The 23496-nt window shown below is 58.0% G+C and carries 14 protein-coding genes and 1 pseudogene; 7 read left to right on the top strand and 8 right to left on the bottom strand.

The window, feature by feature from the left end; translation table 11 throughout:
• The first annotated feature begins 85 nt into the window (after positions 1-85).
• Positions 86-670 carry a hypothetical protein gene (locus tag QRN60_RS17690; RefSeq protein WP_129567267.1) on the top strand — a complete coding sequence of 195 codons (585 nt, stop codon included), beginning with the start codon at positions 86-88 and terminating at the stop codon, positions 668-670.
• Between the two features lie 68 nt (positions 671-738).
• Here QRN60_RS17690 and QRN60_RS17695 read toward each other — a convergent pair whose 3' ends face one another.
• From QRN60_RS17695 to QRN60_RS17705, 3 genes are read right to left on the bottom strand one after another with little or no spacing between them, the layout of a single operon-like run.
• Positions 739-2709, bottom strand: coding sequence for a DUF3732 domain-containing protein (locus QRN60_RS17695; RefSeq protein ID WP_129567266.1), 1971 nt, complete (start codon positions 2707-2709; stop codon positions 739-741).
• Positions 2710-2711: 2 nt separating this feature from the next.
• Complete coding sequence (locus tag QRN60_RS17700; RefSeq protein ID WP_129567265.1) at positions 2712-3200, bottom strand: three component ABC system middle component; 489 nt, start codon at positions 3198-3200, stop codon at positions 2712-2714.
• Complete coding sequence (locus QRN60_RS17705) at positions 3197-4360, bottom strand: ABC-three component system protein (RefSeq protein ID WP_129567264.1); 1164 nt, start codon at positions 4358-4360, stop codon at positions 3197-3199. The genes QRN60_RS17700 and QRN60_RS17705 overlap by 4 nt, the downstream gene beginning before the upstream one ends.
• Before the next feature lie 353 nt (positions 4361-4713).
• On the opposite strand from QRN60_RS17705, the gene QRN60_RS17710 reads away from it, so the two are divergent.
• Entirely contained in the window at positions 4714-5514 is an 801-nt protein-coding gene (locus QRN60_RS17710; RefSeq protein WP_284766050.1) for an abortive infection family protein, read from the top strand.
• A gap of 14 nt (positions 5515-5528) precedes the next feature.
• On the opposite strand, the pseudogene QRN60_RS17715 reads toward QRN60_RS17710, so the two are convergent.
• Positions 5529-5738 (bottom strand): annotated as a pseudogene (locus tag QRN60_RS17715) (DUF6428 family protein); the annotation flags it as partial.
• Between the two features lie 134 nt (positions 5739-5872).
• Between QRN60_RS17715 and QRN60_RS17720 the strand changes: the two are divergent.
• From QRN60_RS17720 to QRN60_RS17730, 3 genes are all read left to right on the top strand, one after another.
• A complete protein-coding gene (locus tag QRN60_RS17720; RefSeq protein WP_165001877.1) occupies positions 5873-6373 on the top strand; it encodes an MgtC/SapB family protein in 501 nt (166 codons plus the stop codon).
• A gap of 390 nt (positions 6374-6763) precedes the next feature.
• A complete protein-coding gene (locus QRN60_RS17725) occupies positions 6764-7573 on the top strand; it encodes a Hachiman antiphage defense system protein HamA (RefSeq protein WP_129567262.1) in 810 nt (269 codons plus the stop codon).
• Between the two features lie 46 nt (positions 7574-7619).
• A complete protein-coding gene (locus QRN60_RS17730; RefSeq protein WP_284766051.1) occupies positions 7620-10679 on the top strand; it encodes a DEAD/DEAH box helicase in 3060 nt (1019 codons plus the stop codon).
• A gap of 370 nt (positions 10680-11049) precedes the next feature.
• Here the strand turns inward: QRN60_RS17730 and QRN60_RS17735 are convergent, their stop codons facing one another.
• Positions 11050-11817 (bottom strand): metallophosphoesterase, encoded by a 768-nt coding sequence (locus tag QRN60_RS17735; RefSeq protein WP_129567260.1) that lies wholly within the window; start codon positions 11815-11817, stop codon positions 11050-11052.
• A 421-nt stretch (positions 11818-12238) separates the two neighbouring features.
• Positions 12239-14170 carry an AAA family ATPase gene (locus tag QRN60_RS17740; protein WP_284766052.1) on the bottom strand — a complete coding sequence of 644 codons (1932 nt, stop codon included), beginning with the start codon at positions 14168-14170 and terminating at the stop codon, positions 12239-12241.
• Positions 14171-14404: 234 nt separating this feature from the next.
• On the opposite strand from QRN60_RS17740, the gene QRN60_RS17745 reads away from it, so the two are divergent.
• Positions 14405-14686 carry a helix-turn-helix domain-containing protein gene (locus QRN60_RS17745; RefSeq protein WP_165001876.1) on the top strand — a complete coding sequence of 94 codons (282 nt, stop codon included), beginning with the start codon at positions 14405-14407 and terminating at the stop codon, positions 14684-14686.
• Between the two features lie 869 nt (positions 14687-15555).
• Positions 15556-15855, top strand: coding sequence for a hypothetical protein (locus QRN60_RS17750; protein ID WP_112295591.1), 300 nt, complete (start codon positions 15556-15558; stop codon positions 15853-15855).
• A gap of 90 nt (positions 15856-15945) precedes the next feature.
• Here QRN60_RS17750 and pbpC read toward each other — a convergent pair whose 3' ends face one another.
• Together pbpC and QRN60_RS17760 are read right to left on the bottom strand one after the other, a co-directional pair.
• Positions 15946-18024 carry a penicillin-binding protein 1C gene (pbpC, locus tag QRN60_RS17755; protein WP_162694774.1) on the bottom strand — a complete coding sequence of 693 codons (2079 nt, stop codon included), beginning with the start codon at positions 18022-18024 and terminating at the stop codon, positions 15946-15948.
• Complete coding sequence (locus QRN60_RS17760) at positions 18021-23477, bottom strand: alpha-2-macroglobulin family protein (RefSeq protein WP_112295529.1); 5457 nt, start codon at positions 23475-23477, stop codon at positions 18021-18023. Before QRN60_RS17760 ends, pbpC begins: the two co-directional genes overlap by 4 nt.
• Positions 23478-23496 lie beyond the last annotated feature (19 nt).

Here is a 23496-nt window from a genome sequence, read left to right on the forward strand (position 1 = left end):
CCCGGACTGATTCGTTCGTTTCCCCAACATACGCATACTGCCGATCCTCCCGCAAGCCGCAAAGATGAATTGAGAGAGGGAAAGATTGTCGCCACAGAAACCCAGCTTAGAATTCCTCGCTTCCCTCAAGGAAAAATACGCCGCAAAAGAGCGGGAGGCGCGCCGGTTAAAGGACTACCTCAAAACGCTCCAGGCCACGATGGCCAACGATGCGAGGTTCATCCAGCAAGTCGAAAACTTCATACAGACCGAGGATTCCGACGTTGACGCACTGGTCGCGGAGGTATCAGCGCTGATTGGCAGCCAAAAGCATACGGGGACCCAAGCGATACCGCGCACCGAGCAGTTGGAGACTTCCACACAGAGGAAGGGGCGTAAGCCTCGTAGGAAGGCACCGGCAGGTTCGGAGTCCGACCGCATACGGGAACTCGCTGCCGAGGTGCTGAGGGGCGCTGGCCGAATCCTGTCGGGCCCCCAGATATTGAATGCCATCGACGGGACTGGGTACGTGTTCAGCTCCAAGAACCCGACAGAACTGCTCAAGAAGGCGCTGCAAGACTCGCCGCTGGTGGTGCGCAGGGGACGAGGATACTGGCTGGCGGGCGTCGAACCGCCCGAGGAGACGGGTACAGAGCATCTCAGCGTATCGCGCCATCGGCGGCGGGCGTAGTTACAGATCGCCACGGGCGTCACTGGCGCTGCTCGCGGCCTGCCTAAACTCACTGCATGCACGAACCCTCAGGCTTCGCCCGGAGGGGCCAGCCACGAATCCGGAACGAGTGCGTCACCGTCTCGCCACTCGGCAATAGGCACGACGCCCACAAGCTCGCCCCAAACATCAGCGCCGGCATGGTCAAGTACAATTGCCTGCAACTGGCCCTTTGCGAGTACGATCTCGTCAGCGATCGCCGAGAACACTCCTCTAACGGCAGCAACATCCTGGTTGCGCGTTCGGCCCGGAGCGTCCCGGCCCGGTTTGTCAAACCCCGACGGAAAGTACACTTGGCTTGGTTGGTCATAAACTAGGAATCCCGGGACACAATGATCCGGAAGCTCGCGGAAGAAACGCTGGAGCGACAGAGTTACCGCGACGTGATAGGCGAGCCAGTTTGCGCCACTGCCGATTTCCCATAGGTAGTCTTTGCGGTCGGGATGCACGACGCGGACAGTCAGGTCATCAATCAAGACCTCAATCGGCGCGCCTGGCCATTCGCCATCCAGTTTGGGAAGGATGGAAGCCGCGATTTTGGCGACGTACAGAAGTGCGTTCTCGGTACGCCTACGCACCTGCTGCTCGGAATAAATCGCCTTCTGTTCGTCAATTAGCTCCTGAAGTCGGCCAATCTCGTCCGCCTGTGCGCCACCATCCTCTGCGCGCTCGAATGTCTCAAGCGCCTGTTCCAGGCGGCCGAGGAAACGCTCGACCCTGTCCCTTCGGTATGTCACCTCCCTCACTTCGTCTGATCGGCGTTCAAGGATCGTTATCTCTTGACGAACTGCGGCCAAGGCTTTCGTGGCGTCGTCCAAGTCCGCCCTTATCCGTAGGCGTTCCTTGTCGAACGTGTCGGACAGGCTCGGTTGTGTTCGCAGCTGGATTTCGATGCCAGCCAGCGCCTGAACGAGTGCGTCGATTTTCTCGCGACCATCCGCAAGTACCGCTATGGGGTCGTTGTCGGCCTCCGTCCTCGACTTGAGCCAGTCCGCGATTTCCAGTCGGTCCTTTTGGATGCGGATAGCGCCGCCATATTTTCTGCTACTCTCTACGAGACGCTCCACCTCTCCAAGGTGTTGCCGGAGAACGGAAAGCCTCGCTGCGGTTTCCGATTCCCGATTTTGCAAGACCTCAAGCTGACGCAGCGAGGGCTCGATTGAGTCGACTGTTGCGTATGATGTTCGGGTATCGGCACGGGTGGAAGCACGAAGAAGGTCGATCGTTTGGTTCGGATCATCCTCAGGAATTGCCGTCCCCTTGGGGAGCAATCCGAGTTCCAGCGCCTGTCGGAGCCATCCGCTGGTCTCAGCTTGCCAGGCACGGACCGCCTTTTTGACCGTGGACAAACCGGATTCTGCTTGTCTAAGAAGACGTTGCAGGCGGTCAATCTCCCATCGCGCTGCAACCATCTCCGGCGTCAAAGCGCCGAGGACGTAGGGGAATATTGCCTTTAGCTTCTCTCGATGCTCGGTCGTGTCCGCTCCGAAATACAGGGCAAGCGGGTTCGCAACGATGTACTGAGGCTGAAAGTTGAAGGCCATCAGATCGCGAAAGCTTACGCGACTTTGATACGCAACATCCGCATCCGGGTTGATCCGGAGTCGCGACAGACCAGACAGCTCACCAAGCTTGCGTTTGACGATGTCCGCATTCGTATTCTTCTCAGTGATCCGATCGGGGATTTCGATCTCGTCACCTTCGAGGAGGTACATATCGCCGGTCTGCTTTGCCTCGCCCGGCTCTCGTCGGGCCAATAGCTTTTTACCTTCGAGCGTCTCGATCACGATACCGAACCATTCGCAGGTTTTACGTATGGTCCCGACCGGGATGCTGCATTTCCCAGACGCCAGGCAGTAGTCGATGATCGGGATTACCGCTGACTTTCCGGTTTTTGACGCGCCAGTGATGACGTTCACCATCCCGGGCTCGAAATTCAGGATACGCGGCGGATGATCGGCCTTGGGCCAGAGGATCAAGCTTAGAATTTGGAAATGCATGTTTAGGGTTCCACCCACAGAAGTGCGAAGGCCTGATCGAGGGACAGCCTGCCGAACCAGCGACCGAGCTTGTCAGCTCCAGCAACGTGATACTTCAGCCGTTCAGGTGGTTTTGGGGGACGGGCTTCGTTACTCCGAAGCCTTCCCGTATCGTAGGAGAGGTGCATCAATCCGCTGGAGATGGCCGTACCTACTGAGGACAGCGTCAGTTCCCGCATCTTTAGGGCACGCTCCTGTACCGCGATAAGGAGCTCACGCTCCTCGCCCAGCTTTTTGGTGAACTGCGAAAGGCCAGACGACTCATAGGTGGAGCGGATGCAGTCGAGTGTAGGGGCGTGGTACAACAGCGGAAGCACCACGAAGAACGAGTGCAACTGGGCGGCTTCGACCAGCCGCACTTCCTGATACGATTTACCGAATCGCCAAAGCAGCAGCGCTCCCAGCGCCGGGTTCTGAACCAAGGCCACCGTCGAGAGAGGGGTGGTCATCATGATGCGCCCTTAGGGAACAATGTCTGGTGATCGGGGTGCCAACCGACTCGACGGTCGTCGGCGAGGCAGTTGAACTCTCCAGCTACGAAGTAGCTGGGAAGAGCGTGGGCCTCCAATGGCATCTTCAGTTCGGCGCACCGGCGATAGAGCTGCCTTCCCCGTTGCGGAGCGTCAAGATGTCCATGCGTGTCCGCAAGCTCGTCTGCAGTCATAGCGTGATGGCGAATGAGCGACTGGTCGAGCTCATCGAGACTGCTGTCGACGATGCTCCCATTGTCCGCCCAGGTGACCTTGTCGGCCGTCGCACGAAGAAAGTCGCTAACAGCCGTTGTCAAAAGCGTATCGGAAGCGTCCACGGCCGCCAGTTGGCGCACGAAAGTCGGCTGTCTGCTGAGGAGATCGGCAATCTGATTCTGTCCGGGCTCGCCCGTAGCCGACACGAGAAGCTTGGAGAAATCGTGTTTTCGTATGAACGCTCTCAACTTGCGCCGAAACGCAGTGGCATCCATAATCGGAGCCTTCTTCTTGCGGATGAGACTATCGACGTCAGTCTTTGCCATTCCGATGGCGGTAGCACAGTACTGGTCCAGGCTTTCCTCCGGAAGCGTCACGACCAGCTTATCCCGGATCGCGTCGATCGGGTCTTCGTCGGTCTGCAATTCAAAGAGCCGTATTACCTTCAGGCACACCTCATCGCCAGCGTCGAGGAATTTACATATTAGCGGTTCAACGCCGACACTCTTCTTACCTTTGAAGGTCTTCGTCTTGAATTTCTTCAGCAGTGCGGCCGCCTTTGAGGCGTCTTTGGCGTCATGTAATTCGTGAACGAGGTCGCCGACCTTCAACGGGGTGACGTAAAATCGGAACGCGGTCGCGCGATCGAATAGAGAGAGCGGAAGTGAAGCCCAGTTCGCGAGGGTCTTCCAGAGTTCCGCTGACCTATCAGAAGCGGGGTTACTAGAAAGAGCGCTTTTCGACTGCTCGAATATCAATCCGCCGGATGCATCGTGAATCGCAACATCGTCAAGCTGCTCGAGCGATACGCGGCAGCCGTTAGCAACACTCATCAGATAGTAGCAGAGCCGAACCGGCTGAAGGCCATACCCGAGGTATTGACCCGGCACTGAAGACTTGAGTTTTGGATATTCGTCTAGTGACATCGCACCCCGGAAAGATTCGTTGCCGAGACACGTTAACTAAAAGCAGTGGTTGCACAAGTCATGGGTCGATTTAGCAACAATTTTCGGCGTCATGTGGCCAAGGACGCCTGTTAACCAAGTAGCTTTCGATGACGTCTTCCCATTTGACCTACCCGCAAAGCGGGCCGATCGCATACGTGACGACCTGGGTAAATGCCTCAACGGCGGATCGCCTGTAACATTCTGCTGAACAACCGCCATATCCGCTTGAACAATCTCTCGAGCACACTGATATTCCTGCGGAAATTTATCCTCAGAATCGGTAGCTCTTTACTTCTGATAAGGGTCGCCGAAGTTCAAAGACGTTGGACGACATGGCCAAAACCTACGAACAGCTTGTTCCGCGCGCTGAACGAGACAGACTGGAGACGGCGCTTCAGATGAGCGAAGGATACGTCCTCGACTTCTCTGACAGGACCTTCAACGACTTTTTCTACGAGACACTCGGGATTGACCCCGAAACGGAAGGTCGTCTTTTTAATGGACGCGGATCATCGAAAGCGAAGAGGTTGAGGTCATTCATTGAACGTGCACCCGCAAGCCACGTTGCAAAGCTTCTTCGCGAGCTTTGGGGCTATAGGGCCTCGATCCGCGCGCGGCCCATGTCCCCGGCAGAACAAGACCTCCAAACGAACTACTTTATCGTCGTCAGCAGATTCGAGGGAGCCAGCCACGAAATCGACAGTTCGGCATTCGAAACGTTCGAGCCCAGCGAGACCCTCGAAGAACTGGTTGCGTCGATTCGTCGGGACCTGGATGCGAAGCGGCCGCACGCTGCCCTTGATCGTCTCCATACCTATTGCATGAAGCGCTTCGCATCGCTGGTGAAGAAGCACGGAGGCGGAGAATGTGGGGTTGACGACCCCCTTCACTCTCGTGTTGGCCGATATGTGAGGTTCTTGGGAGCGGAACGAAACCTCACCCAGATGTCAGAACGGATTATCAAGAGTTCGATCAGCGTCTTCGAGGCGATGAACGACATAAGGAACAACAAGTCGCTCGCACACGACAATCCCCAATTGATCGATCCCGACGAAGCGAGATTCATCTTTGACAGCGTGACGGCTATTCTCCGCTACATAAAGTCCGTCGACGGTCGCTCTTTCGACGACTAGCGAACCTCGGCCCACTAGCCGCAACAGTTGGAACCAGCGAACGGGGCGCAGCACGACGAAGCCTTCTCGTTCTGCTCAGCCAACCAACGGTCCCGTGGCTTGCAACTCGCGAGACGTGGCGTCAACGCGACGTGGAGGAAGCCGTCTTCAGCGACAGGATTGTTCGCGCAAAACAACTGCATCGGGCGAACGCCGTCGCTAACTTCGAAGGTCAGTTTGGCAGAGACGGCTGTTATTCCCCCTATCGGCACAAAAGTTACCCTCACGGGTGACGATGGCGGCAGTGAAGTTGCCAGCGCAGCGTTTGTATGGCACCTCGTTTACATGCCAAATTTGCGAACGACATAAGGATGCGACCGTGGGAGACGAAGTTTGGGGGACGTTAGTCAAAGAATTCTCTGATGTTCCAGACGCGTCGGCCATAACTCGCATCACTGTGCGCCTTGTGATCGCGGCGGTACTCGGTGGGGTTCTCGGGTTCGAACGCGAGAGCAAGGGCAGAAGTGCTGGCTTGCGGACTCACATGTTGGTTGCCGTAGGTGCTGCACTTTTCGTTTTAGGTCCACTGCAGAGCGGCATGCAGATCGGCGATCTGTCACGGGTACTGCAGGGTGTCGTTCAAGGAATAGGCTTCCTCGGCGCGGGTGCTATCATAATCCGCTCGGCGCAGCGGGAGGTAGAAGGGCTCACAACAGCGGCCAGTATCTGGGCGACAGCCGCGATTGGTGTAATGGCCGGCCTGGGAATGGAGATAACTGCCGTCTTATCGACCGCGATCGTCTTGGTCATTCTCGCAGCGGTGCCTCACATCTTGCCCACGCCATCCGAGACGGACTCAAAGTCTAGTGGGGACGATTGACCGTAGGACGACAGCGAAGATGTTTCGGCCTCAACTCAATCTGTAGCAGGTAGCGCGAAAAGGCTGAAAAGCGCCCTCAAGTCGGTCACTCCAATCACCTGCTTAACTTCTTGAAAGCCGTCGGTCTGCTTACCCAAGCCAAGTAGTGAAAGCGGAACTGCGGGACATTGGTTGCAGTCCAGGTTACCGGATAAGGGACCGACGCCGGCTTGGCAGATTTTTTGTCAGCCAAAGTCGAATAGCTGCCCATATCGCGCACGGGCCGGTTGCAAATCGAACTATGGACGCTTATCCAATCGTTTCTACGGCCTTAAAGCGGACATAGATCGGCAGATCACCGGCCTAATGATGAACACCAGAAAGATTATTTCTTATTGAGGTTATAAGGCTGTGCTAGCGCACATCGATTGGATCAAGGATACTGGCGAGCGACGCCAGACCGCATGTGGCCGGGAAATCCAAATATGGGAACTCAACCCAATAAATGACGAGGCCATTCTTTCGGCGTGGGCTGCGCATTTCCGACATCATTACTGCGCCGATGCTGATTTGCCAGCACTGGTAGCTGGCACCGGCAAAAGTAATGCAGAGTATCTGAATACAATCCTCTTCCCCGATGAAAAGGTCGCGCCGGGCCCAAGTCTCCGTTCCGGTGATTTTGGCGAAATTCTCGTCGCCGATTTCATTGAATTCATCTTGGGGTACTGGTGCCCGAGGGAGCTTCGATATCAAGATCGCTGGAACCGGCAGGATTCCACCAAAGGGTGCGATATAGTGGGCTTCAAGTTTGTGAATGAGAACGGCGAACATCAAAACGACGAGCTTTATGTCTTCGAGTCAAAGTCCGGTTTATCCGCGACCGAGAAGAACCGTCTACAAGATGCCGTGACAGACTCAATGAAAGACCATTTGCGCGAAGCCATGACGTTGAACGCAATGAAACAGCGTCTCCTCGTTCGTGGTAAAGCCCTCGAGGTTGGTGCCGTTCAGCGGTTTCAAAACGAGACCGAGCGCCCCTTCCGCAGAATTAACGGTGCGGCAGCCGTGTTGGATATCGATGTCTTCATCGGGACGAACTTGGAGGAGACGGACACTACCGGGCATAAGAACGCGGACAACCTGCGTCTTCTCGTCATCCGGGGGCCTTCACTCATGAAGCTAGTCCACGCCCTTTATGAGAGGGCCGCAAATGAAGCCTAGAGCCACTGCCAACAGGGTGCTGTCCACCACGCGGGCTCGGGCAAAAATGCATGAATTTCGCGTCGCGCCCGAACATTTCATTGAGTTGTATCGTGATCCCGCAATGCTGTTCGACTTGGCGGTCGGTATCCTTGGCGACGTTGCTGCCGTGACAGCAGATCAGTTTCGCGGGGTCGAGGCACTGGAAGGGCTAGATTGGAACGTCGCTCCAGCTAGTTGGGAAACTGAAGAGCTATCCGTTTCTGAAGGCCTGCGCTTCGCTTCGACCTTTTTCGATGCCTATCTCAACGCCAAGCTCGATGGGACGATCTCGATCGAGTTTTCTCTGCTCTGCGCGGCGGCGTATTATCTTAACGGTAGCGTTGGTAACGCGGCCGTGATCGTGAAAAACATAGAGGCTCCGCCGCTCGGACTCGCCGACGGGCTTGCACGACTTATTTATCAAATTCTGAGAAACGACTTTTCTCCAGTCGATGCAGGTGGTGACGGGGTGAACACCGTCCTGGGTAGCATGACAGGGTTCGTGACGTTCGCATCTGGTGTGACTGCGGTGTCAGCCGCATGCGAAGCTCTCAGGGATGCCGCATATCAGAATGGATCACCTCGGGAACTGCTGTATGCAGATTTGACGGCGGCGATTTGCGCGACGAAGCTCCGAAATGCATCGCGGACTATACTTCCTGGAGCATCTGGAATGGACGTCGCGACCTGGCAACCTGCTCTAGCGAAAGTACACTTCCCGTTCGAACTGTGGCCTGCGCAACAGCGAATTGCGGCGGCAGGCCTTTTGCAAGGGCGCTCGGCCGTCATCCAGATGCCCACAAGCGCGGGCAAAACGCGTGCAACCGAGTTGATCATTCGTTCCGCCTTTTTGTCTCAACGGGCCTCGTTGGCGGTCATCGTCGCTCCCTATCGCTCGCTCTGCCATGATATTCGGGGCGATCTGGTAACGGCGTTCGCCGGTGAACCTATCAGACTCGATGAAGCTTCGGATTCCTTCCAGTTCGACATCCGGCTCGAAGAAATACTGGCGGTAAACACGGTTCTTATCGTTACGCCCGAAAAACTGCTCTACATGCTTCGTCGTGCGCCGGAACTAGTCGAGCGTATCGGCCTAATCATCTACGACGAGGGCCACCAGTTTGATGGCCTGACGCGTGGCCCAACCTACGAACTACTTCTGACGTCGCTAAAATTAACCTTGCCAGAAGCGACGCAGGTAATTCTGATCTCGGCGGTGATTGGCAATGCGAGCGCCGTGGCAGAATGGCTGGTAGGTGATCCCGACGCCGTTATAGATGGAGCTGGCTTGCTTCCAACTTCGAAGAGCATCGCCTTCGCAAGCTGGCAGGATGCCAGAGGCCGACTGGAATATGTAAGCCCCACCGACCCCGAGGAAGGCGAATTTTGGGTTCCACGAATTATCGACGATATCGAATTGAACCTTCGTGGCCGTGAGCGAAAGGTCCAACGCTTTCCTGCAAAGTCTGACGGTAGCGAAGTCGGTCTGTTTCTTGGTTTATATGTTGTCAACAACGGTAGCGTCGCCATTTTCTGCGGACGCAAGGACAGCGTGACAAAAATTTGCCGCCGGGCGGTCGATATCTTTGAACGCGGCGCGAATTTCCCTCGCCCGATCGACGTTTCGGACGCTGCCGAAGTCGGAAAGCTGAGATCGCTATCAGAATGGCATCTGGGGCCAGAGGCCGCGGCAACGAAATCCGCAAGTCTGGGGATATTTGCGCACCATGCCGACACGCCACAGGGGCTTCGGCTGTCGATTGAACACGCCATGAAGGAAGGGCTCGCCAAGTTTGTCGTATGCACCTCAACCCTGGCCCAAGGTGTCAATTTTCCTCTAAAATACCTGATCGTCACGTCGACGCGTCAAGGCGCGGAACGCATCATGGTGCGTGACTTTCAGAACCTAATGGGTCGCGCCGGTCGTGCTGGAATGCACACCGAAGGCAGTGTCATTTTCTCGACCCCCTCCATTTTCGATCAGCGAACCGACTTCAGACAGAGATGGCGCTGGGATGAAGCGAAGGAGCTGCTGGACTCTACAAAGTCTGAGCCAACCAAAAGCAGCATCCTCTCCCTGTTTGCTGATTATGAGCAACGTCAGAAAGGCGCTTCACCGGTAGTCCTGCCGATCCAGCCCCAGTGGCTCGATCTGGCATTTGCGGATCAGGCTCGAATTGAGGCTGTGGTGAATGAGGCTCTTGCCTTGCAGGCAAACATAAGTGCAACAGAATTCCGCAAATTCGTTGAGCGGCGCGCCAGAGCCATTCAGGCGATTGCGACGTTTCTTGTCGCCAATATGACTTTCCTAGAGGAAGAGGGGCAAGATCGGGTAGCAGACCTCGCCGCCCATACCCTAGCCCATCATCTTGCAGGCGACGAAACTCGCGCCGCACTGGTGGCAGTATTTCAAATGATCGCTGCGGCAATCGCGGCAAACACTGATGGTGATCAGCGCGCGGTAATCCGGAAATCCCCACTTCCTCCTGCGACCGTCGCTGAATTGCAGGCGTGGCTTTCTGAAAACGCTGACGACCTACGGGCCGCAATCAATGCAGACCAGCTTCTGCAAGTTGTAGGCGCAAAGATTATCTCTTGGAATTCGTCGGCCTCGATTAGGTCGCTTTCTAATACAGATTTCCTACCTGAGGCCTTGACGGACTGGGTGGACGGACGCCCATTCCATCACATTCATCAGCGGATGACCGGGCTAGATATCCGGGTCAGCGGCGATCACGCGACGGTCGAAGACGCTGTTGCTCTTTGCGAAGGGGCATTTGCTTATGATCTTGCTATGATAACGGCTTCACTCTCGGACTTGGCAGAAGCGATGGACGAGACCCTCTGCGTTGGGTTCTCCAAGCTGCAAAAGCAGATCAAGTACGGACTTAATGATCCTGCCGCTATCGCTTTCATCGAAGCGGGTTTTGCCGATCGCATTGTCGCAAACTTCCTGTCTGTTGTTTGGAACGACGTGCGCGACCGCGATGGGGTTCGCGCTGCATGCCGCAACGCCGCTATGATGCCAGCGCTCAGCGCGTACCCTTCCTACTTCTCGACCGTAGCGGCTGAAATCGCTTCATAGTAGTTGGGGGGTCACGCCGTTGAACCGCCAAACGAGGGCGCTTAGTTGCCTTTATGTTTTCCGGCAGCGACGTCCGCTTGGGCCAATAGTGGACGTCGGCACACCACGCGGTATGGCCGCGTTCGTCTTTTACGTTCGGAAAGCAGTCAGACCGCAGACGGCCCCATTCAAGACGTTCGGCGTGACGTCACCAAGCGTCCACATCTGGCGCATTGTTGTCGTCAATGTTGCAGAGGTAGCTTTCGGAGCGGCCTACCGTGCTTTGTCAATGTGCGAGGGAAACACCGCTTGCGGTCGAACTGCTGAGCGAACTGGTCTATGTGCGCCTCATGCCCAAGCTGGGGACGGCCATAACCGCGACATCGACGAACTAGATTTCGATGACAAGCTGCGGGTCGAACGCTGATCTCTCTCCAGGATATCCGCGCGGATTGGCCGCCACTCTCGTTTCCCCGATACGATAGTCGACGCTGTGGTGGACATGACCATGCACCCATAAATCCGGCTGTCTCTCGACGATAAGGTCTTCCATTTCGGAGGCGTAGCAGGGCGAATACACATCGTCCCGAAGCTCGGGTGGGATCGATTTTGGGGAAGGGGCGTGATGGGTCATTATCACTGTCTTCCGAGCAGCGGATTCTCTCAAAGCGGATTTGATAAACGCCCGCGACTTATGGTGCTCTCTGTAAGCGTGGATTGGTTTGAATTTCTGATATGGAACCTTCGAATATTTGATCTTCCTGAAGTCATTCATTCCGTTCTGTGCGGCCGCCATTGCAAGTCCGGGATCGCCGCCGCGGAGCCGGAAATCGGTCCACAAGGTTGCGCCGATAAACCTAACACCGTCAATTTCCAAATAATCGTTCTCCAGGAAATGGACGTTGCGATAACTAGCAGCTGCCTCGCGCGCATCGCGAATGCTCTCTATGACCGATGAACCATAGAACTCGTGATTTCCGGCACAAAAGACGACCGGTATCTTGGGAGCGATCCTACGGCCGAGCCACTCAATGCTCGGCACAATGCCTTTCGTAAGAACGTCCCCCGCACAGACGAAGACGTCAGCGTCGCTCGGTGGCGTCGCCTTGAACGGCATTCCGAACTCGAGATGCAGATCGGAAGCGAGCCAGATTTTCATGTGTAGTTCTCGCGTTCACGTCTCATCGGATCGTCGCCGTCCGGTCATTCCCGAAGTCTCCAGCGGCGACAGCGCAGTGTCGACCTACTTCCGCGTGAGTCTTGATCCGCGCCAGAAAGTGCGCGCTTGGCTACTACGTTACTAGGTTTGTCAGGATCATCGCCGTGATAGCCCAACGGGTCGTCTGCCGTCGTCGTATCGACAGGTGTCCGCGAGCTCCGGCTATTGTCTGGAACGTGTGCTTCAGGGCTGTCGCCCAGTACACATCGCCTCCCGACGATAATTCGGCGGCCAAGTAGGCGAAATCCAATCTCGTCGAGGCCTGCACCAAGTGATTCAGATGATCTGGTGTTCTCAGCGCCCTTCCGCGGCTTTCGCCGGCTCAATTTCGATGGCCTTGGCACGCTTGTTTTCTTCGCCATCAGGCCCCCGCGCGACGAGGAAGCTTGGCGAGGCTTACCCATGATGTTCTATGCCGCTTTACGATATCGCCTATCTCGTCCCCCGATAGCCGCTTCTTTCGCATCAATTCCTCAACGAGTTGATCCAGCACGCCGCGTTGTCTACGGATGATGGACGTTGCTCGCTCGAACTCGAATTCGATCACGTCATGAATTCTCTGCCTCAAATCCGGGTTTGAATCGCGAAGCTGCGCGAGCCGTCGAGGATGGCAGTCTTCCACCATCAGTGTATTTCCCATACCGAGGCCACTCTCAAGTATGGTCGCCAGCCTCGTGACGATATTCAGATCGGCCGAATCCGGCCCGGACGATCCACTATCGAAAGAGTTGAATACTTCGGTCTCCGCAGCGACACCGCCGAGAAACACCGCGATCTCATTTAGGAACTCCGTCCTCGTTCTCCGACTAAAGGGAGGGAACTCGTAGCGTACCTGTCCCACTTCTGAAATCGCGCCGAGGACCCTGTGAGTTGAAAGCGAAACATTCGCCACCCGCCCAAAACCGGTTTCGGTGGCCACGAGCACATGCCCTGCCTCATGCACGGCGGTGACGTAAAGGTGCTCGTCCGGGAAGGAAATCACGGGGCGCAAATGGTCTATGATGTGATGCGAAGACAGATTTTCCTGCTGTCGACGCGCCGCCCGTTTGGCGTCCTTCACAATGAGCTCGAGGTCAGCCCCCGAAAGGCCTTGTGTAGCGATTTCGAACTTCGCCGCGTCATCGGGACTGAGCTCAATTCTGCTGTGATAGCGTACGATTTCCCTTCTTGCTTGGCTGTCAGGAAGCGGGATTTCAAGATGCCGATTCAAACGCCCCGCACGACGAATTGCGGGATCGATACGATCGGGATAATTGCACGCGGCCAAGACGACGACACCTTTGCGCCGCTCGAATCCATCCAACAACTGCAATAGCCCGGTGATGACACCGGTCATGTAGCTTCTGTTGTGGTCGCTTATAGTTCGATCCCCGAAAGCATCCATCTCGTCCAAAAATAAAATCGAAGGGGCCTTGGCTGCAGCATCGTCGAATGCGCGGCGCATCGCTTTCAAGAGATCGTCCATCGAACCCTTCTCTTGCCACGAGGCGAAGGAACCGTGGACAACAGGGACGTCACAGGTGTTCGCGAGGGCATGCGCGAACATCGTTTTGCCTGTTCCTGGGGGACCGGAGATCAGGGCCCCGCAGTCGACATCCTCCCATTCGATTCTGCCAGCTTTGTAGTCCGCCAGATCAATTTCCAAGTCCGTGCCCCATTCAACGGCGGGACCTAACCCGTGCAAATCCTTGAGTGTCGGACCTTCGAGGACATGGGCTGGAGCAATGATCGGGGTAGAAGCTATCGGGACCCGGGCCAATCTCTGAAACGCGAGGGGCGGCGATCGGTGAGGTTGGAACGCTTTTTCCAGTCGAGACCACGGCTCGATGAGTAGCTGTTCGACGTATCCGTCGTTGACCGGTATGTTAAAGCGCCGCAACGCGGCCTCTGCATGCCGCGGTACACGTGCGGGGATGTCCAGAACGGCGTCAGCAAAAAGCCTCTCTTCGTCTCCCAGTTCGTGGTCCATTGGCTTGATGTAGACGACGCGTTGTCTCTCCCACGTTAGAGCACGCTCTTGCTGAAACCGCTTTGACAGCTCGTGTACCCAAGGACGATCTTCGTCGCCGACGCTCCGCAACAGGATTCGGCCCGCGGTTTGGAAGACGTCGAAATCATACTCCTCTTGCGGACAAAGGATGACATTGAACCTTGCATCCGGCCTGTTCCACGGGCGGAGAGCAGCGGAGATCGCGCAAAACGCCATGTAAACTGGCACAGTGACTTTGAATTCGAAGCTCGGCTCTGACGATGTCCATGGCATCCGGGCCGATTTCCTGAAATCCGCTATCATTCAGCACCTCGCAACAGATGGCTCATAGTCAAGGATTCGGCTGGCCTATCGGCCTGGCCCACCAGATTGGAAGTCTTCTCGATCGGCATGATTCGCCCGCGCACCACGAGCGAATCAAACACGACGCCCCAAACCGGTGTCTTCATTTACATACTAAAATACGTATTTCAAATAATATATAACGTATTTTACGTCTTATTTGACTTATCTGTGATTGACCGGTTTTTGCGAGCGATGACGACTTTGCTGACGGGCGATCTAATACGGGCTGCCAGAGCTCTACTCGGCTTGAGTCAAACCGAACTCGCCAAGAAGGCGGGCATGACTCAAAAGGCGCTCGGCGAGTTTGAACTCAATAAAAAGCCCATCACCGCCAAGGCAAACGAAAAGCTCCGTCGAGTATTCGACGAGCACGATATCCAGTTCTTGGCTGCGAACATTGAGGCCAGCCACCTCGACGGAACCGGGGTTCGTTGGAGGCCCAAACATCCGAATGCCGGTATCAAAATAATCTAGGCATGCCACGTCACAGATTGCGCGGAGTGGGGGTCGATTATGCCGGCTCGCATCAGGTGCATTGGTTCGAATCGGCGATCGCTCTACAAGCCCGCCCCTACGGCTACGCCTCCGGTTCGGGTCCTAACCGGCAAGCCGGAATGGGACGGCTGCGCCGACTTTTCATTAGTTTGGAAGAAGGCAATGGCCCGCGCTTGCAATTGGTGAGCCGCTTGCGGGCCATGCCTTCGTCGGCTGACGCCGATATGGAATCCGCTAAAGCGGATGCTTATTCGTACGCGGGCACTGTGAAGCATCTTCACCCGGTAAACCCCGGTAAGAATACACTCGCCCCTAAATGAGCACAGGATTCCTAAGACAAATTGGGGGTTGCGCCCGGAAACGACGCAATCGATCTGCTCAAAGTCGGGGAAAGCTTCGCTGGTCTTCCAGCATGCCAATCCCGAGCCAAGCTCCGGAGAAATCCGGTGAAGGTGTAGAGACTGGATGGGCAGCACCTAAAGGCCTCGATGGCCCATGGTGAAGGGACAGTCCAGACCACGAACGTCTTGCCCGGCAACGGCGGGACGGCGGCGAAAGCCGAAGCGGTATGAATCCTGGGGTCGGAGGTTCGAATCCTCTCGTGGACGCCATTTTTCCTGTAAAATATAGTAAAAACAACGATTTAGATTGAGCGCAGCCTCACCCGGCGCAGCCGCCGACCATTTGACAGGTCTCTACCTCGACCGAAGTATCGGCGACATCCTTCACGAACACGGAAAATTCAAAGCTTCAAAAGGGAACGTTGAAAGCCGGCAATTGCTTCCTATTTCCTATCAGTGATGATGAGGCGCCTGTCAGAATTGTTTGCGCTAGAGGAAGGAGATTTGATGATCGACGAATATGGTCCATATGTGCAGGTATCTACGCTTGGGGAACAGATGGCTGCCTGCTACCAGACGGATGCAAATCTCGTATTGGAGCCGCATCTGGCGCATTACATGGACGAGGTGGAGGTCAATATCGCCGCCGATAGTTTCAATCACGTTGGATTTCTGAACAGGATCAGAAGCCGGTTACAGATAACGCTGACGGCGACGACCAACCCGAGGCGCCGGGAGTTTCTGCAAGCCGTCGTGGCTGCGCTTCAGGAGCGGATCGACCGCCATTCATTCGATGTGGCGCAATAGGCAAGACGGCGGAAAAGAACTGATGAGACGCTCGCGGCGCTGTACGACGCAAGCACGGGGGGCGACCCTTTGTTGAGTTGGACGTCCATGCTATTCGACGAAAATCCGTACACTCGAAGCACGGCCATCGGCGTCGATTACCGTGAGTGTGGAAAATCCCTGACCTTCCGGTCGCCATTCGCTGTTGCGGCGGTGGGACGCATCCGGCAAAGGCAAGCCATTGGCAAGCCAGCGGAAGGGTGCGCGCCCGCCCTGCAGCTTGAGCACCAGCGGCGAAATGCCTGACTGGCCGGAGAGTTCCACCCGTGCGCCTTCCGGCGGGTAAACGATGCGCGGGGCGCTTTCCCGCCTCGATGCCGTAAGCAGGCCGCTGGCCGTTGTGGTGAAACGCCGCTGGTTGGCGGGAAGGTCGCTCACGGCAACGCGGGCGACACCGGAGGGTGCGGCTGGCATCGGCGTCACCGCCACGCCGGATTTTGCGAAAGCCTCGAACAGGATCGGGGCCGCCGTTGCGTATCCGGCAATGCCCGGCACCGCGCCATTGTCAGCACGGCCAACCCAGACGCCGATGACGTGCCGCCCGTCATAGCCAACCGACCACGCGTCGCGATATCCATAACTGGTGCCGGTCTTGTAGGCGATGCCGCGCTGTTTCATGCCGAGCGGGGGCAGCACGCCGGAAAGAATATCCGAGACATTCCAGATCGCGGCATCGGAGAACAACCGGTCGCCCTCCAGCCGTTCCGGGGCAGAGCGAACACCATCTCCAAGCCGCACGGGATCACCACCGCCGGCAAGCCCGGCATAAAGCTGCACCAGATCGACCAGAGAAATGCCGGCGCCACCAAGGGCGATGGCGAGCCCCGGCGCTTCACTGGCGGGCAGCACGAGCCGGACCCCCACCCGCCGGAACCGCACCATCAGCGCCGAGGGGCTGACCGCATCGAGCAGCTTCACGGCCGGCACATTGAGCGACAGCTGCAGCGCTTGGCGGATGCTGACATCACCCTGGTAATGCATGTCGAAATTGCGCGGCCGGTAGCCGGAAAAATCAGCCGGGCGATCCTCGATGATGGTTTCCTGCCCAATGAGGCCATTTTCGAAGGCGAGGCCATAGATAAACGGCTTGAGGGTGGAGCCCGGCGAACGCACCGCCCGGCTCATCTCCACGAAACCGCGTCTTGCCGTATCGAGATAATCCGCCGAACCGACCTCCGCCAGAATATCGCCGGTCTGCGCGTCGGCCATGACGATGGCGACGGAGACTTTGTCCTCAAGCTTTTCCGCCGCATGGCGGGCAACATCTTCCAGTTCCCGCTGAATCGGCAGCGTCAGCGTAGAGCGCACTTTGGCGGTATTCGGGAATTTCGCCCGTGCGGCAACGGCCATATGCGGCGCATAGGAGGGAAGATCGCGCCTGCTGGAAGGCACATCTGCAAGAGCCGCCCGCGCCGCCTCCCCGTCGCCCACCACGCGCTCGACGGCAAGCCGTTGCAATACGCGCTCCCGCGCCTGCTTCGCCGCCTCTGGAAAGCGATCCGGGCGGCGTTTTTCCGGCAATTGCGGCAGCGCCACCAGAAGAGCCGCCTCCGCCGTATCCAGCCGGCCCGGCTCCTTGCCGAACCAGGCAAGGCTTGCGGCCCTGACGCCTTCGAGATTGCCGCCATAGGGTGCGATATTCAGATAGAGATCGAGGATATCAGCTTTGCTGAGCCTTCTTTCGATCTGGAGAGCACGCACGGCCTGCAGCAATTTCGCCGAGAATGACCGGTCGGCGCGCGGCTCGATCAGCCGCGCCACCTGCATGGACAACGTCGATGCGCCGGAAACGATCCGGCCGTTGCTGGCCAATTGCCACGCGGAGCGCAGAAGCGCCCAGGGATCGACCCCGTGGTGATCGTAGAAACGCTGATCCTCGTAAGCGACCAGCATGCGCAGTAACTGCGGATCGACCTCGGCCGCCGTGGTTTTGAGCCGCCAGCGGCCATCTGCTGTCGCAAAGGCCCGCAGCAGTTTGCCATCGCGATCCAGCACCTCGAAAGATCGCTGCCGTGCGGCCTCCAGCGGCGGCGGATAGGCCTTGTCCAGCGCATCGAGACCGAAGGCCGCGCCGCCCAGAAGCAACGCGGCCGTCACGATGCCAACGATGATTGCCTTTTTCCGGCTCATGGGGTTGCCGAGCGCACCTCCATGCGGCCGGTTGCCGTGCGGGCGGCAAATTGCGGCCGGTACATATCCTCAACCGAAGCTGCCGGATGATCATAGGTGCCGGGGGTAACAGCACGGACCACATAGGCGAGCGCAATTTCCGAACTGTCACCGGCAGAGCGGTCGAAGGCCGCCACGAAACGGTCGTAACGGAACTCGGTATGGGCCGCTTCTGTTTCCGGCAACCAGTCGAAATTCGACAGTTCCGCCGAATTGACGAGGCTGGGATTGTCGATTTCGAAGCCGGAGGGCAGCAGATCCGTCACCAGAATGCGCGACTGCCAGTTATTCTTCGGTACGATATTCAGCACCACAACATAACGCTCGTTCTGCGTGACCTCGCTCGGGTTCACCTCCTCGCCATCCATGGAATAATAGGTGCGGGTGATGGTGAAGCCTTCGCCGCCGGCAGCGAGCGGCTGGGCCGGGGGCGCCATGGTGGTGACAACAGCCGTGACTGGATCGGCCGAGGCATTGGCGATCTTCAAGGGAGCTGCCAGCAATTCATCGCCGCTCATCCGCTTGCCGAAACCGCCAGTCTGCAAATCACCATTCACATCGAGACGGATATCCTTGTCCTCGCCTTTGACAGCGCGGGCGGCAAGCAGCATCCATGCCTGTTCCTGGGTGCTGGTGTAGGGCTTCTTTTCCCATTCCTTGGCCACGGCACCGGCAAGCTGCGGCACCACGGCCGGAACCGGCCTGCTTTCGGCCGCAAGCGCCAGCGTCGCCGCACCATCGCGCAGGGCGGAACCATAATCCGCACGCGCGAGGCTGACATTGGAGGCGCGGCTTGCCATATCGAGCGAAGCGCCGAACACGGTCTTCGAACGGGCCTGATCGCCGTAAAGCGAAAGGGCGGCGGCAACCTGTGCCTTGGCAAGCGGCGTCGGGAAATCGGCGAGCGCCGTATCCGCGTAATATCTGAGATCGTTGATCGCCGCCTTGCGGTTGCGCGCCAGCACATAAAGCGAATAGGCGATCTCGTTGCCGCGATCCTTGACATTGCTGTCATAGGAAAGACCGTTCTGCAGGTTGTTCAGCGCCTGCACCATGGCCGCTTCGGGAACGTCATAATTCTGCTCGCGCGCCCTTGTCAGAAAGTCGCTGATATAGGCATCCAGCCACAGATCGCCATAACCAGGCGACCAGAGGCCGAAACTGCCCGAACTCGACTGGAAGGACAGCACACGGTAGATCGCTTCCTGCACCCGCTTGCGGGTATCAGGGTCCTCAGCCATGCCGCTGTCCTTCGTCAGTTCCGAGACATAAAGCAGCGGCAAAGCGCGGCTCGTCGTCTGCTCGGCGCAGCCATAAGGATATTTGTCCAGCATCATCACAAGCGCCGGAATATCGAAGGCGGGCGAGCGCGTGACGTTGACGGCGACCGAGGAGCCGAGCAGCATGCTGTCGGCCAGAAGATCACCATTGATCGTCAGGCTGCTGTTCGGCGCAATCTTGATTTCGCGCCGCGTCGTCACCGGCAGGACAGCCGGACGCACAGGAACGTTCAGAACCTGCTCCAGCGAAACACCCGCGGCATTGGAAACCTTGATGGTGATCGCACCATTGCCGGGCTGTTCACCTGTTAACGGAACCGTCAGCGAAGACTTGCCGCCTTTCTGCAGCGCCAATGTCTGCGACATCTCTCCCTGATCGACGGTCAAGGCCGTGTTGCTGGTCACATCCAGCCGGTAATCGCCGGCCTCGCCATCCGTATTGGCGATATCGAGTCGCAATTGCGAGACATCGCCGGGGGCGAGGAATTTCGGCGCGCTGGCCGTGACTACCACGGGATCGCGGATGATGGCATCGGAGACGGCATGTCCTACGCCTGTCTTCGTCCAGGCCACCGCCATGATGCGGGCCGTACCGTTGAACTGCGGAATATCGAAGCTCACCGTCGCCTTGCCGTTAGCGTCGAGTTCGACCGGACCGGCAAAGAAAGCTACCAGTTTTTCAGTGGGCGGGCTGCCCTGAAGGGCCGCACCGCCGCCGTCACCACCAGTACGCAGCCGACCGGTGGCGCCAAGCGAACCATCGATCAGGCGGCCATAGAGGTCGCGTATTTCCAGCCCCAGCCGGCGCTGGCCGAAATACCATTCATCGGGCTTTGGCGGTTCATAGCGGGTGAGGTTCAGGATGCCGACATCGACGGCCGCAACGATGGCATAGGCCTTTTCGCCGACGCCAGTGCCCGCAACCGTGATCGGAATTTCAAGCGGCTGGCGCGGCAGTGTTTTCTGCGGCGCGCCGAGGGTGACGGCAAGCTTGCGCTCAGCCGGATCGACGGCGAGCCATTTGATACCGATGGCGCGCATCGGCATGCGGCTTTCCTGCGCATCGCCGGGGCGGAACAGCGTGGCGGTGACGTAAGCGCCCGCACCCCATTCCTCGGTGACCGGAATGTCGATCTCGCCGCCATCCTCACCGACCTCGGCATTCTGCACGGCAATCAGCTTTTCCGAACCGGATGTCACCATCAACTCACCGGCAAAACGCGAGGACACCTTGAGTTTGGCCGTATCGCCGATCTTGTAGCTCTGTTTATCGAGGGCAATTTCCAGTGCATCCGGCGTTTCCGTCGAGCTTGCCTCGACGTAGAAACCGGCATCGAATTCGACGCTGGAAACCGGTGCGCCGTTACCCGCGCCCTCCACTTCCAGCCGGTAGCGGCCCCAGGTGACGGGCACGGAAATCTCGCCGCCGTTCGCATCGACGGACAAGGTGCCCGCTTCCTGCTGCTTGGTATATTCCACCGGCTCATAACGCCAGGAATTGCCCTGACGATACCATTGATAGTTCCGCTCGACCTTGATGAGCTTCCAGTTGAGGCCGCTCATCGTCTGTTTGGCGCCATCGGCGCTGACGCCGATGATATGGAAACGACCGACGGAATTCTGGGCGAGATCGCCCGAAAACTGCGGTTTGATGCCGATGACAGAGGCTTCCGCCTTGATAGGCAGTGTCAGCGCGCGCTCGACGGCGCGGCCGCCGGCTTCGCGCATGCGCACAGTGATGTTGGCGGAAAGAAGCTGCGTGGTGGAGGGCAGATCGGTGAGGTCAACATTGAAACTCGCCTTGCCCTCTTCGTCCAGCACCGGCAGATCGGCAAGCGCGGTGCGGTTTTCCTCTTCGCTTTCCTCATCAGCCAGACCGAAGAAATAACCTTCGAAATCGGCGCTGGTGCGCGTCGGCTTGATCGCGACCTCGCCTTCAAGCGTCAGGCCGGCGGCGGGCGCGCCATAGAGATAACGGCCATCGACGTCGATTGCCGTTTCCGCGCCCGGATCGATCTGTTTCGCCTTGCTCGAGAGGTCGAATTCGGTGCGGTCAGGCACGAAATCATCGACGAGGAAGCTCTTTTCGCTGATCGCAGCCGTTTTCGGGTCGGTATGGATGCGCAACGTCCAGGTGCCGCGCATGGCATTTGCCTGCAGCGGCAGATCGACCGCATGACCGCCCAGCGCCTTGCCGTCGCTGACGAAGCGCCGGTCTTCGACGCCATCCGGACGCGAGAAGATGAAGGTGAGCGGCAGATCCTCGATTGCCTTGCCGTCGACATCGCGGGCAAGCGCTGCGGCGTGCACGGTCTCGCCGGCGCGGTAAATGCCGCGCTCGGTCCAGCTGAACACGTCGATCGCGCCGGGCGCTGCACGTCCCGTCACGCCGCGATCCGAGAGGTCGAAGCCTGCGCGGGTCATATCGAGGAAGACGTAGTCCTTGTCGCCGTTACGCGCGATGAGGATGGCAGGCGCCTGCGCCGCCGTGCCGCGCATCAGGCCGGCGGAGAATACCGCGCGGCCGTCCGCATCGGTTTTCGCCGTGCCCAGCACCTCGTTATTCTTGGCGAGCAGCTGCAAATCCACGTCCGCAAGCGGCTTGGCGCTGCCAAGGGCTCGGACAAAGACATTCAGCCCATCGGTTCCGGCATAGGTGGTGATGCCGGTATCGGAGACCAGGAACCATTGCGTGGCCCGGGAATCCCACGTTTCCGGCGCGGTGCCAGGCGGCACGGCGGTCAGCACATAGATGCCGGGCTTGCGCTCCGGCAAGGCCTCATCCACCGGGAAGCTCGTCACCACATCCTTGTTGAGATCGGGCTGAATATCGATCGACCCCTGCCAGACGAGTTCGCCGATCTCGTTTTCAATGCGGTCGGCGTTGTAGCCATCCATCTGCGTCAGAAACTGTGAGTTTGTGAGCAGCGAGGTGATGTTGCGGTCGCCAACACGATAAAGCTTCAGGTCGGCCTTGTCGGCGTTAACAGAAACAATGGGGATGCCGCGGCGCGCCGTGCCCGGCAGCACGAAATTCTCACCCGTGAAGCGTACGCTCGCGGCACGGTCACGCACGTAAATATCGAGATCGACCTGCTTTTCCAGCGGTTCTTCCACCGAGGAAGGCAGACCGGCGCGCAGCGCGATCTTGTAACGCTGGCCATGGGTGAGGCCTTCGACGCAAATCTCGCTGCCCTTCGCTTCGATGGCCTTGGGGGCCGCCCCATCCAGCGTGATGAAGGAGGAATAATCGACACCGTTCTTCACCAGCGGCTCGGAAAACTGCACGCAGGCGCGCGGGCTGACGCTATCCGTATCCACGGTATTATTGATGACGCGGAAACCCTGACGCGTGCGCAGGTCGGCATAGGCCGCCTTGGTCTGCGCATTGTCGGTAAGCGCAAGGCTCTCCTTATAGGCGTTGAGTGCTGCGCGATAATTCTGGGTTCTTTCGAAAGCCTTCGCCAGCCGGTTCAGGGCCTCGGTACGGGCGCTGACGGTGCGGCTCAGCTGGTAGGCATTGATGGCGGCGGAAGCAGCCTGCCCGGCAATCGAATAATTGTCGGTGACCTGCGCCGCTTTTTCCGAAAGCTCCGCCCAGAGCGCGCCGTCGTCGGGCGTGATCGCAAGCGCCTGTTTATAGGTGGTGACCGCATCGGGAATGTTGCCCGCGGCTGCCTGCTGCCGCGCAGTCTGCAAGAGGGCTTCCACGCCCTGTCCGCCTTCACCATCATTCGCAGCAAGGCCGGATTTCAACCGGCGCGCTTCCTGTTGCAGGCTGTCAGTGACAAAGGACAGGCGTTGCGGCGCGCCGATATCGGTTTCCGTTGCCACTTCCACAATCTTGCCGGCAACTGCGCCCGGGAAGGCGTTCAGCTGATTGAAATCCGATTTGAGGAAGCACCATTTCACCTTGGGATTGTATGTGAAGGCCTTGCAGGCGGTATCGCCAACGCAAATCTCGCCGCATTGCTCCAGCGAGACATTCTGCTCAGTGCGAAGATCGAAGCCGAAATAATCGCCGTTTTGGGTGGCAACAACCTTGCGGGAGGGCTCCGCCGCCATGGCTGGCGGAAAAATGAGGGCGGCCGAGGCCACAACCAACGAAATCCGGACGAGCGCGCGCAACGACATCAGTATTCTCCCCGCATCA

Origin of the sequence: Agrobacterium sp. CFBP2214 (assembly GCF_030209895.1) — a bacterium.
Classification (GTDB): domain Bacteria; phylum Pseudomonadota; class Alphaproteobacteria; order Rhizobiales; family Rhizobiaceae; genus Agrobacterium; species Agrobacterium radiobacter.